The organism is Lysobacter sp. MMG2, from assembly GCF_016735495.2.
Classification (GTDB): domain Bacteria; phylum Pseudomonadota; class Gammaproteobacteria; order Xanthomonadales; family Xanthomonadaceae; genus Lysobacter_J.
In genome coordinates, this window is sequence record NZ_JAERQY020000004.1 from 152,444 (window position 1) to 164,354 (window position 11,911).

12 protein-coding genes are annotated in these 11,911 nt (G+C 67.7%); 4 read left to right on the plus strand and 8 right to left on the minus strand.

The features are described 5' to 3' along the window. Positions 1 to 6 precede the first annotated feature (6 nt). On the minus strand, positions 7 to 870 hold the full coding sequence (locus JI752_RS15240) for a surface-adhesin E family protein (RefSeq protein ID WP_216965652.1): 864 nt from the start codon (positions 868 to 870) through the stop codon (positions 7 to 9). Positions 871 to 1,272: 402 nt separating this feature from the next. On the opposite strand from JI752_RS15240, the gene JI752_RS19555 reads away from it, so the two are divergent. Then, positions 1,273 to 3,390: an autotransporter outer membrane beta-barrel domain-containing protein gene (locus JI752_RS19555; protein ID WP_216965654.1), complete on the plus strand. Its 2,118-nt coding sequence runs from the start codon at positions 1,273 to 1,275 to the stop codon at positions 3,388 to 3,390. 15 nt (positions 3,391 to 3,405) lie between these two features. Here JI752_RS19555 and JI752_RS15250 read toward each other — a convergent pair whose 3' ends face one another. The 4 genes from JI752_RS15250 to JI752_RS15265 form a co-directional block, all read right to left on the minus strand. Next, positions 3,406 to 5,205 carry a serine hydrolase domain-containing protein gene (locus JI752_RS15250; protein WP_216965656.1) on the minus strand — a complete coding sequence of 600 codons (1,800 nt, stop codon included), beginning with the start codon at positions 5,203 to 5,205 and terminating at the stop codon, positions 3,406 to 3,408. Between the two features lie 115 nt (positions 5,206 to 5,320). After that, complete coding sequence (locus tag JI752_RS15255) at positions 5,321 to 5,689, minus strand: hypothetical protein (RefSeq protein WP_216965658.1); 369 nt, start codon at positions 5,687 to 5,689, stop codon at positions 5,321 to 5,323. 1 nt (position 5,690) lies between these two features. Continuing rightward, complete coding sequence (locus JI752_RS15260) at positions 5,691 to 5,990, minus strand: hypothetical protein (protein WP_216965660.1); 300 nt, start codon at positions 5,988 to 5,990, stop codon at positions 5,691 to 5,693. 200 nt (positions 5,991 to 6,190) lie between these two features. Next, positions 6,191 to 7,198 (minus strand): hypothetical protein, encoded by a 1,008-nt coding sequence (locus JI752_RS15265; RefSeq protein WP_216965662.1) that lies wholly within the window; start codon positions 7,196 to 7,198, stop codon positions 6,191 to 6,193. A gap of 268 nt (positions 7,199 to 7,466) precedes the next feature. Here JI752_RS15265 and JI752_RS15270 point away from each other — a divergent pair, with 268 nt between their 5' ends. After that, on the plus strand, positions 7,467 to 7,958 hold the full coding sequence (locus JI752_RS15270; protein WP_216965663.1) for a hypothetical protein: 492 nt from the start codon (positions 7,467 to 7,469) through the stop codon (positions 7,956 to 7,958). 304 nt (positions 7,959 to 8,262) lie between these two features. Here the strand turns inward: JI752_RS15270 and JI752_RS15275 are convergent, their stop codons facing one another. From JI752_RS15275 to JI752_RS15285, 3 genes are all read right to left on the minus strand, one after another. Next, entirely contained in the window at positions 8,263 to 8,568 is a 306-nt protein-coding gene (locus JI752_RS15275) for a HigA family addiction module antitoxin (RefSeq protein ID WP_216965666.1), read from the minus strand. Between the two features lie 9 nt (positions 8,569 to 8,577). Further along, positions 8,578 to 8,859: a type II toxin-antitoxin system RelE/ParE family toxin gene (locus JI752_RS15280; protein ID WP_216965668.1), complete on the minus strand. Its 282-nt coding sequence runs from the start codon at positions 8,857 to 8,859 to the stop codon at positions 8,578 to 8,580. Positions 8,860 to 8,927: 68 nt separating this feature from the next. Then, positions 8,928 to 9,245, minus strand: coding sequence for an excalibur calcium-binding domain-containing protein (locus tag JI752_RS15285; protein WP_216965669.1), 318 nt, complete (start codon positions 9,243 to 9,245; stop codon positions 8,928 to 8,930). Between the two features lie 374 nt (positions 9,246 to 9,619). Here JI752_RS15285 and JI752_RS15290 point away from each other — a divergent pair, with 374 nt between their 5' ends. Together JI752_RS15290 and JI752_RS15295 are read left to right on the plus strand one after the other, a co-directional pair. After that, positions 9,620 to 10,159 (plus strand): hypothetical protein, encoded by a 540-nt coding sequence (locus tag JI752_RS15290; RefSeq protein WP_216965671.1) that lies wholly within the window; start codon positions 9,620 to 9,622, stop codon positions 10,157 to 10,159. A 318-nt stretch (positions 10,160 to 10,477) separates the two neighbouring features. After that, entirely contained in the window at positions 10,478 to 11,872 is a 1,395-nt protein-coding gene (locus tag JI752_RS15295; RefSeq protein WP_216965673.1) for a vanadium-dependent haloperoxidase, read from the plus strand. Positions 11,873 to 11,911: the final 39 nt, after the last annotated feature.

Below are 11,911 nucleotides of genomic sequence, written 5' to 3' on the forward strand. Positions count from 1 at the left end.
CGGTGGCTATCGAACTTCGAACATCACCGTCGCCGCCGTTTGCTCGTTCACACGAAGCTCGACGCAATACGCGCCCACCGGCCACGTCGGCGTGGGACGCACGAGGAAGGTTTCGGTGAACGGCGCCTGCTCCAGCAACCGGTCCGCGCGTCCGACGGAGATGGCCTCGCTCCCGCCCGCGGCGAACCAGTGCGCGGTGATGGTCGCCGGGCCCGGCAGTTCGGGCGTGATCGTCGCCGTCGCCTCCAGCACGTCGGACGGTTTGAACACACGGCCTGGACGGGCGGACGATTCGCGTCCCACCGTGGCAACGACGCGCGCGGTGCCATCGGCCAGTGGCAATTCGCGCATCAGACGCTGCTGCTCCATCGCAGCCAGGAACCCGCCCTGCGGCGAGACGACGGCCATGCCCGCGCCCGGCTGCCGCGCGCGCGTCTGCGCGGCGTCCAGCGCCCACGGCTCGGCGCGCATGTAAGCGCAGGCGAAGTCCAGCGAGGCCGCCTGGTCGGTGTTCGGCTCGACGGCGTCCAGCGTGTCCAGCGCGTAGGTGTCGCGGCGCGAGAGTTCCGTGCCGCGATCGGTGCTGGCGTAAGTCACGACCGAAAGCGTGCCGAACCGCCGCGCCGCGCAGTCGAAACGCACGCGCAGGACGTGATGGCGTGCGCGCACGCGCTGCTCGCCGTCGTACTGCGCATCGGCCGCCACGGTCTCGTCGATCAACGCCCACGCCTCCACGATGTCGCCGTTGCGGCGCATCGTGTTGGCGTCCACATAAATGCCTGAACCGTCGTCGATACCGGTCTCGACCCAACGATGGGCCATGGCCGGCGCGCTCAACAGCAACGCCGGCAGAAGCAGTGCGATTCGCATGGATGGATCCCCCTGCGCGCGAGTCTAGCGTTTCGTCCGGGGCGCGCGCTGCGTGGTCAGTGGCGTTCGTTCGCGCACTATCCACGGACGCTTCCTGCTGCGGCACAGGGACAAACCATTCCCGACCCCCTCCTGATCCGCTCCACGCCAATCGTCACGCGCTGATGATCGGGCCAGCAGAAGAATCTGCGCTTGCTTCGGCCCGCTCCGGAGCGGGATTTCCAGTCGCGTAGACCGCCCTTGTGTTGGGGGAGCCATGCGCAAGCCGATCAGTCGCGACATTGCCCTGGCATCCGATCAGGCCATCTCCACGGCGGCTCGTCTCGTCCATCGCCCATTGCCGATGGCCCTGCTGCTGGGCCTCGCGTGGCTGGTCGCACCCGATGCGGCTCTCGCGCAGCAGTGCAAAGACCGCGCGGCCTGGCGTACCTGGGCATCACGGCCAACGAGGCCCGCTCGGTGTGGTTGTCCGCCACCGGGGCCGGCTCGTTCCAACTGGAATCGGCGCAGGGCAGTCAGACGGTCGACCAGTGGCAGCGCAGTCGACGCGGCCTGCGCGTGACGCTGTCGCCCGTCGTGTCCAACGGCAATGGCGGCGTGCACCAGTTGCTCGTGATCGAAGGCAATCGGCCGTGCATGATCGATTCGCAGAACCAGAAGGGTGGCATCACCTTTCCGTCGTTCATCCGGTTGCCCGAACTTCGCCCGCCCGGCGGAATCCGCCCGCCCGGCGGATCTTCGATCGGCGACCTCACGCCACTCACGCCCTCGGTGCCTGGCGGCATTACCGCCCCCATCGCCACGCTGCCACCCACCGGCGCGATGCCCACGCTGCCCGGTCGCCCCGCCGCGCCGCCTTCCGGTGTGATGCCCACGCGTCCCGGTGGTGTCGCGCCGCCGATGGCAACACGTCCGCCCACCGGCGCGATGCCCGCGCGTCCAGCGCTGCCTGCAGCGCCGCCTTCCGGCGCGATGCCCACGATTCCCGGCCGTGTTGCGCCCCCGATCGCGACGTTGCCGCCTTCCGGCGTGATGCCCACCGTACCGGGCGGTGTCGCGCCACCCATTGCAACGCTTCCACCGCGCGGTGTGATGCCCACGATGCCAGGCGGTGTCGCGCCACCGATCGCCATGCTGCCGCCTTCCGGCGTGCCGGGCGGTGTCGCGCCGCCTGTCGCAACGCTTCCACCTGGCGGTGCGATGCCCGCGCGTCCCGCGCTTCCTTCGGCACCGCCTTCCGGTGTGATGCCTGCGCTGCCGGGCGGTGTCGCGCCACCAGTCGCAACACTTCCACCCACCGGCGCGATGCCCACGATGCCCGGCGGTGTCGCGCCGCCGATCGCGACGCTGCCGCCTTCCGGCCTTACGCCCGGCGTGCCCACGACATCGCCGCCTGCGGTGACACCCACGTTGCCCGGCGGCGTGACGCCTCCTGTCGCAACACTTCCGCCGACAGGGCTCTCGCCCGCAGCCCCGGTCCCACCGACCGGCACCATTCCCTCCGTGCCGACCGCACCGATGACGCCTGTGCCTGCGATCGACGACACCACGCTCGCGCGCCGCGAAGCCCTGGACGAAGCCGCAGCGACCTGCGCGCAGTGGACACGCGATGGCCGCGAACGGGACGTCGAGGACTATTGCGATCGCATCACCGCGGAGCAGGCGCAATCGGGCTTCGGCCAATCCGTCCCGATCACGCCGGGTCGTGAATTTGCAACGCCCACGCGCTGGAACCTGTGGTTCGACGGCCGCGCGCTCGACACCTCCGACGAGCGCCACGGACTGGACACGGACGGCAGCGGCAGCTACTTCACCCTCGGTGCCGACCGCCGCTACGACAACGACGTCGTCGCCGGCTTGCTGGTGTCGTACGAAACCAACGAGAGCAACGGATTCGACGGCAACCTGCGCCAGGAAACGGACGGCTACGGCATCGGCGCCTACATTGCACAGGCGCTGTCGCCGCGATGGGCGATGGATGCCTCGGCCGTGCATGCATGGTTGTCCAACGACACCCGCATTGCCGTGCTGGACGGCAGCTACGACTCCACGCGCGTGTCGCTGGCGTTGAACACCACGGGGCAGTACCAGGCAGGCGAATTCACGCTCCGCCCGAAGTTCACCCTCAGCTACAGCCACTACGACAACGACGCCCACCCGCTCTCCGGCGTCGTCTTCGACACGCCCATCGCGCTGCAAGTCGCCCAGGACAGCTTCGACAACGGCACGATCGAAGGACATCTGGAAGTCAGCAGGACCGTCCACACCGCCAGCAGCATCGTGATTCCCTATGGCGAGCTCGGCGCGAGCTACGCCTTCATTCGCCCGCAGGACGGCGGCATCCTCACATCGGACCTGCGCCTGGCCTCCACATCGGCGTGGCTGGGATCGATGCGCGTGGGTGCGCGCGCCCTCGTGTCGCAGGCGATGTTCGTGGAAGCGAGCGCGGGCTACCTCAGCCTCGGCCAGAGCGACAACGACGTCTGGGAGTTCCGCCTGTTCCTGTCGTGGGCGTTCTGATCGGCGCAGAGACCCTCACGCCCACAGGCGCAGCGGCAGCAGCCCGCCGAAGGCCAGCACCACGGTCAACTGCAACACGGCCACCATCGCGACGACGTCCACGATGTCGAGCGCGGACCACGGCCGGCGACGCAGGCCGAAGATCAGACCCAGCACCATCGTCAACGGCAGCAGCGCCGTGACCGCGGCGAGCGTGCCGCTGGCCGGCGTGAGATCACCCAATTGCAGGAACGACTGGCGCAGGAACAAGGGCACCGGCAGCAACAGCGCCGCGATGCCGAGGAAGGGAATCACCCCTGGTCGCTTCCAGCGATCCCGGCCATCCAGCACGAACCGCACGGCGCCCATGACCAGAAGCCATGCAACGCCCAGCAATCCCGCGGCAAGGCTCACCCAGCGTGCGGCAATGACGGGCAGCGCCACACGTTCGTAGGTTTGCAGGCCGGTGGTGATCGCGCGCGTGCCCTCTGCAGTGATCACGAACGCATGCGATGCGAGAGCGCGATCGTCCGCGCGCAGCAGGTTGCCGCCTACGGGCGTCAGCATCAGCGCACTCGACTGGAGCGGCGCGAAGCGAACGCCTTCGCCCTCGCGCGTGATGCGAACGAAGCCCAACGTAGCGTCGAGCCATTCGAAGCGGGCGAACCGGTTGGGCGAGGGGATGTAATAACCCTCCATCGCATCGCCGGCTTCGCCCATGCGAGGCAGCGCTTCGGCCATCGGCAAGCCGAGCGATTCGATCAGCAGCCGGTCGAACCGTCCGTAGTCGGCGGTTTCGTGATCGGCATTGAGGGCGATGAAGAACGCACGCTGGTGCTGCGGAAAGACGCAGAGCATCGCGCGGTATCCGACCGTACTCCCGCCGTGGCATTTGCCTACGGCGCCATGGCGGTCGCGCGTCGCCATTCCCAGGCCGTAGCCGACGCGCAGCCCGGCCTGGACCGCTTCGGTGCCTTCCGGTTGGCCCATGGCGCGCAGCAGCGTGGGGTCGATGAAGGCCGTTCCATCGATGCGTCCGTCGCTCATCAGGAAACGCGCGAAACGCCCCATGTCTTCCGCCGTGGTGGTGAACTGCCCGGCGGGGCGCAGGAACATCGGCACCGCCGCATGCGCAACGCCGTTCTCGAAATGCCCCATCGCCACGCGCGGATTCGCGCCCGCGCCTTCCTGCGTGGTGAAGGCGAACGTGCTGTCGTGCATGCGCAGCGGACGCAGCAGGTTTGCGTCGAGCCACGCCTCGTAACGCGCGCCCGTCACCGCCTCGATCACCATGCCCAGCAGCGTGTAGCCCGTGTTGGAGTACGAATGCCGGCTGCCCGGACGGCTGCGCACACGCAGCGTGCGGCCATCGAGGAACGCCGACAGCGGCGCATCCGCACGCGCCATCAGGCTGAACATGTCGGCAAGGCGCGCATCGTCCAGGCCGGCCGTGTGATCCAGCAGGTGACGCACGCGCACGGGGCTGTCCGACGCCCACGGGTTGTCGAACGCGACGCCGGGCAGCAATTCCGACACGGGCGTGTCCAGCGACAGACGCCGCTGGCTGACCAATCGCAGCACGCCCGTCGCCAGCACGGTCTTGGCGACCGAGCCGACGTGCACCTGATCCTGCGGGTGCAGTGCCGCACCCGTTCGCGCATCCCGCGTTCCCGCGGCATCGACGGCGATGCCGCCATCGTCCGCGACGGTCGACCACACGGCGCCTTGCAAGCCCTGCGCGGCGAGCAGATCGGTCATCGCCTTGTGCAGCGCTGCGTCCGTCACCGGCTGTGCCCCTCCGGCCAGCGGGATGCACAGCAGCGTCGCGAACGCCATGCGCTGCAACCACCGGAACCGGGGCCGTGCAGTGTGAGCAGCCAGCATCGCGACGGTCCTTGTGCGGAGATCGAGGCCGAGTATCGAAGCGGCTCGACGGAGGCGTCGCGTGTCGTTAGTCACCGACGGGAACGCGCGCAGCCCCATCCGGCAAGGAGAACGCATACCGCCACAGCGCGAAGAACCACGGCAACATCAGCAACGCCGCGAACGCCACGCCTGCAAACAGCAAGTCCGACTGGCGGTCCATCACGGCCTTCGCCACCAGAGCTACGTTGACGGCGAGCAACCCCGCAAACACGGCTTGCCACAGCAGGCGCGGACCGTACTGCGTGTTGGCGATATAACCGGCCAACCCCACCAACCCCAACGCGCCAAGCGCCGCATACACCCAGCTGCCGATTTGCGAAGGTTCCGACACCAGCAGCCACACGATGTTCAACGCCATCACGGCGAGATAGAGCCACCACAGGACCTTGCGCATCTCACGCCTCCGGTGGTGCAGACGACGAATCGGCGGCAGCCGGGGCAGCGCGTCCCTTGAGCTTCTTCAACCCATACAGCACCAGATACGCCGAGGCGGCCGCGATGAGAACGCTTGCGATCATGCCGCCGCGCGCTTCGTCGGCGTTCTGGTGCGGCACGGTGCTTCCACCCAACAACTGGCCGATGCTCGACAGGAAGAGTAGCCCGCCGAAGACAACACACCCCAGGCCGATAACCGTCGAGGCAAACGTACGTTTCTTCTGCGCGACCTTCGCCGATGGCGGCTGATACGGATTCATCCCTTCCTCCTAACGATGTGAAAACCTGCTTGCCGAAGTACGGATACTGCGTTGGTTGCATCGTCCCCAAGATGCCACGCAATGTGCTCCCCGCGACGCGAATCAATCCTGCGTCCCGCCAACGCCGAGCATCGACATTACTCCAACGTTGCAACCCCTAGGCCGGGACGCAGCCGATACGGCCCCGTCTTCCATTGCGTTCACGTCGGCTCGCCGAGTTCCCGCAGCATAAAGCGGCCGCGAGCGGCCACGTGAGGGGATCGATCCGACGCCAGCTTCCTTGCCGCCCAAAGCGCTTCCTCGCCCATCGAATGCAGATGCTTGAGGAGAAACTCGCCGCCGACGTAACGGACCAACGGCGACCTATCCTCTAGCGTGCACTTCAAAGTGTCCGCGAAAGGAAACTCAAGGGTGAGTAGCCGCTCTTCCAGCACCGGTTCGAACTTTCCCTTGGCCCACTTCAGGTCGCTCCATGCCCACTTTCTTCCGGCGAACCAGACCATGCGGCCTTCCAGTTGCGCGCGGCATGCCCGTGCACGCACGGACGGCTGCATCGCATCGCGTGCGATCTCCGTCAGCCAGCGGTCGAAAACGGGCGAGCGCCCGACTTGCGCAAGCATGGATGCTGCCGGCCCCGCCGTTGCCGTCACGATCCGTTTCTTGAGCGCGATGGCGACTGGCTCCACGGTGACCATCGCGTCGAGGACTTCACGGTCCGCATGCTCCATCCGGCCCCAGGAGATCTGATGCACCAGCGTCTCCCACAGCGCGTCGGCCACGTGGTCAGGATTGGAGCGCCCCGCGATGAGCGGAAGGTGTTCGCGCGCGGCTTGGCGCACCTGTGGCACCCAATCGTTGAGCCGACGCATCGCCAGCGCCAGAAGGAGCGCGTTCGGCGCTCCGGTGGAAAGGCACCGCAGCGTCTTTTCTCGGGCGTGGCCATCCCTGCTGCATAGGTCGAGCCAGGAGAGGGGGCGCTTCCGCGGCTCGCGACGCCACCATGGAACCGGTGAGCGCTCCACTTCGATCGTGTAGAGCTCGCTGCGAATCGAGCGTTCCCACCCATCCAGATGGGCCAGCGGGACACGGTCTGTCTGCGCGACCAGGCGGGCCGTCGCTTCAGCGGTGCCACGGCCGGACGTGGACGCACGCAGGAACTCGCGAATTGCGTCCAACGTGGTGCTATCGAGTTCCAACGGCTTTGACACGAAACCCCTCGCAGTGACGGTTGTTCTGCCCCGGCGAATGCGCCGGTCGCCGAACCATGATCCGCGACCGAGGTTCCTCTGGCCAGAGAGCCTAAGTAGCCCGGGTAAGCGAAGCGCACCCGGGACACCCCACCCGCACCGACGCGACCGGCCAAGGCAAACGCTAAAACCCCGGTCGAATGCCAAAGCGCCCCGCCGTCGCCCACCTGGCCGCCGCCGCGCACCGCCTGCGTAAGCAAGCAGTGCACCGCCCAAGGAGTGCAGTGGAATGGAAGCCAAGCTGGACAGCCTCGCCAAACTCATCGCCGCCGCCGCGTCGTTCGCCTGGCCGGTGGTCTTCGCGGTCCTGCTCTACAAGCTGTACGAGCCCATCCGCAACCTCGTCGACTCCGCGCGCGGACGCAAGTTCAGCATCAAGGTGGCCGGCAACGAGCTGAGCATGGAGGAAGCCTCCGAGCAGCAGCGCCAGGTCATGAGCGACGTCCAGGCCAAGCTGGCCGAACTGGAGCAGCGCCTGGCCGCCAGCCCCGTGCCCGTGGCCGCCGCCGCGCCCGCACCGCAACCGCTGACCACCGGCAAGCGCATCCTCTGGGTGGACGACAACCCCCGCAACAACAGCTTTCGTTCAATCAAACTAGAGATGGACGCACTTAAGGGTCGCGTCCGCCAATTGATTGATGACAAACATTGGTTGACAGATGGCGAGTGGAAGGAAACGGTCCTTCGGACAGTACCTCAAGAGCCATTCGATCCCATATGACAGCTGGGCTTGCTGATCGTTGCGGCGCGACCTCCTCACGGGATCAGCCCCCTCACCGCAACGGATCACCCCGCGCCGGCGTGGCTGGTTGAACCTCCGCCGCGGCGTCGGTGGCCGGCCCATTGGACTCGAAGTTCCAGGGGGAGTCTTTCGGCGCGGGTTCGACGGGCGTCGTCGGTACCGCGTTGCCGCGTCTCCAGGGCAATTCATTGCTTCGCAATTGCATTGCAGCCCTCGCGCCTTGAATACCCAATACTCAGATCAGCCTGTCGAGGGCGACCGAGCAGCGCGGTATTGCATGCCGTCAGGCCGTTGCGGAACGCGGATGCACCTCGCGCAGGATGGCGTCGCGGTTGGGCAGTGTTTTCAGCTCGTACTCCGCCTGGAGGGCCATCCAGCTCGCGGCGTCGCCGCCGAAGTAGACGGCCAGGCGCTCGGCGGTGTCGGCGGTGATGGCGCGCTCACCGTTGACGATGGCGTGGATGCGCGTGGCCGGCACGCGCAATGCCGTCGCCAGCGCGTTGGGCGTCATGTTCAACGGGGCGAGGTAGTCCTCGCGCAGGATCTCGCCCGGGTGGATCGGGCGCATGCGGTTATGGGGTCGGCTCATGGGCGCACCTCAGTGGTAGTCGACAATCGCAACGTCGGTGGGGCCTGCGTCGGTCCATCGAAAGCAGAGGCGGAACTGGTCGTTGATGCGAATGCTGTAGTGGCCGACGCGGTCGCCGCGCAGCGCTTCCAGGCGGTTGCCCGGCGGCGAACGCAGGAAGTCCAGGGTGTGTGCCGAGTCCAACATTTGCAGCTTGCGCGTGGCCGCATCCACGATGCCCCGAAAGGGGCGGGGCGTTTCTCCTTCGAACAGTGCCTGGGTGTGCTTGCAGGTGAAGGATTGGATCGCCACGGCGCGGATGATATTACGCGTCGCGTAATACGGCAAGCGTAACGGACTTTCATCGAGGGCCGCCGTGCCTACTCGCACCCCACGCCATCTCCGTCCCGATCCAGATGAGGGCCGTAGCCCGGGTCGCCGCGTCGCACCGGCGCGGCGCCGGCCGCACGGGCTTGGCTGCAATTGCTGAAGGCGGTGCTGCGCGCGCCGTCGGGCTGGAAGGCGTTCGATACGGAGGCGGGACGTGCGACGGGGGCCGAGGCTTGCGGGCCGCGATGGCAGTGGTAGCCGCCGTTCTTCCTGTCGTGGTGGCAACCCTCGGCATTGAGGCCGCCGCCGTGCGACCACGCGGCGCTGGCGGCCGCCCACAGGCAGACACAGATCAGAACGCGTTGCATCGGTGCGGCTCCCCATTGCCGGTAGGGGGAAGGTAGCAGATCGCCCATGCGAGGCTTTGTGCGCAACGGCCGCAGGCGCATGGCGCTTGGAATGGGAAGCGCCGACGATCAGTGCGACGAGCCGCCCACGTCGTCCAGTTGCGGCGAATCGATCAGCACATGTTCGAGCGCAGTGGTCGGGTCGGCCATCGTCGCCTCCTTGCGGTATACGGCGCGCGTGCGGTCACGTGCCTCTCACCGCCCCCAACGCATGCTCGCGTCGTGAGCGGACAGAAGTGCAGGGCCGTTCGTCCGGCGAGCACGGCGGCAACTTTCGGATTATTCCGATTCCAATACGCCCGGCCGCCAAGCCGAATGGAACCCTGGATTGGGGCATGGGGATGGACATGAAGGGCAAGCAGAAGGTGGCGTTCGCGCGGGTGGCGGTGTGCATGCCGTGGTTGCTCGTGGCGGCGTGCAGCGTCGGTTCGCGCGTGGAAGGGCGGATGGCGACGGGGCAGGAAGTGGAACCGCCCATGCCGGTGCCGCATGTCGTGGCATATGAAGGCGATGCGCCGCTGCCGGAATTCGCCGGCGAGCCGGACACCGGGGGCGAGAACGAGACGGTCGTGCTGTCGATCGATCCGGCGCGTATCGACGCCACCGCCGCGGCGGTCGAGGCCGTGGACGAGTGCAAGGCGTGGCAGCTGTCCGAGGACGAGGCGGAAGAGCTGTTCGCGATGAGCCATGCGGTGGATGCCGGAACGTACCTGGGCTACGGCGAAGCGCCGTGCACCATCACCGGCACCGTGCGCAGCGGCGGCGTGGACTGGCAGTTCACGATCAACGGCACCGCGAAGGCGACGTGGAAGCATGGCAGCGACGTGCGCTTCCTCGGGTGCGATGAACGGGCATGCGAGGGGTTCGGCGCGTAATTCGCTGGATCGCGCGCGCCAATGCAAAGCCCCTCTCCCACCGGGAGAGGGGTTGGGGTGAGGGGCGGCGAAGCGAGGACGCTCGCACTTGCGGTGCATTCGGCACGCTGCCGCGCTTTCCTTGGGTCTCCTCATCTGCCTGATGCCATTCCCGCCCGCATCAGCGCCAATATCCGTGCCACCTTCACACCGCTCGTCGCCCATCGCGTAACGCGCGACACGCGGGGCGCCGTTTGCCGCGTGGATTGCGTTTGATCCCAATGCGCCGGTTCGAGCGCCGCGGACGGACGCGATCCCCTTCCCCCACAGGACATCGCCATGAACTCCCCACGCTCGCACTCGCGGCGCGCTCTGCGCCGCCTGCGGCTATTTGCCGCGCTCGCCCTTTCCATCGCGCTGCCCGTGCAGGCCGATTCGGTCACCGACTGGAACGCGCTCGCCAGCGGGCCGGTCGTCGGGCCGCGGTTCGGAGGACCGCAACAGCAGGCGCGCGCGGTCGCGATCGCCGCGCTGTCGGTGCACGACGCGCTCAACTCCATCCAGTCGCGCTTCAACACCTATCGCCCGGTGGCGAGTGCGCCCGGCAACGCGTCGCCCGATGCCGCCGTCGCCGCCGCCAATCGCACGGCATTGCTGGCGATGATCGGCGCATTGCCTGCTCCGCCCACGCCGGCGGAAGCCACGGCACGCGCGAACGCGATCGCGGCGATCAACGCGATGTACGACGCCGCCATCGGGCCGGGCGCGCCGGATGCACCCGAAGCGGCGGGCATCGCCGCGGGTGAATCGGCCGCGGACACGATCATCGCGTTGCGCTACGCCGACAATGGCTCCGGCGGGCTCACGCCCACCGACGGTTCCGGCACGCCGAATGCACCGGCGTATTCGCAGCCCGCCGCCGTGGGCGTGTACCAGGCGACGCCGGCACCGGAATTCCCGGCCGCGATCGTGCCGCAGTTCATGGGCTGGGCCTTCGTCACGCCGTTCGGCGTGGACAGCGCCACGCAGTTCCGCCAACCGCCGGGCGCGATCTTCAAAGTGAAGGCGGCCAAGTACGCATCCGAATACAACCTGGTGAAGTCGATAGGCGATGCGCGCGTGCGCGGGGCGCAGCCGAACTCGCCGCTGAGCGACATCGCGCGCTTCTGGGCGGGCGGTGGACTGGAGTGGAACGCGAACGTGCGCAACGCCGCCGCGAGTCGCGGGCTGGATCGCTGGCAGAACGCGCGGTTGCTGGCGCTGGCCAACATGTCGATCGCCGATGCGTTCATCACGAACATGTCGGACAAGTACTTCTACAACTTCTGGCGGCCGGTCACCGCGATCCGCTGGCCCGACGACGGCAACCCGTTCACCAAGAGCGATCCGACGTGGCGGCCGTTCCTGCAGACGCCGCCGTATCCGGATTATCCGTGCGCATCGACGTCGGCCACCGGCGCGGCCGCGCAGACGATGCGGCGCTACTTCAAGAGCGATGCGGTTCCCTTCACGCGCATGGTCAACGCACCGGTGGCGCCGCTGCCGGCGCCGCTGGTGGATCTGCCGGCCAAGCCGATCACGCGCTCGTATCCGTCGCTGTCCACCGCCGAGCAGGAGCAGGTGATGGCGCGCGTGTACGCGGGCATCCACTTCACCGAAGGCTGCCTGGCCGGGTTGAAGACGGGCAACAAGGTGGCGGACTGGGTGTTTGCGCGGTATTTGCAGCCGAAGTGAGGCTGCAGGTGGCGATGGCGTCGATTACGCTAGCTCCTT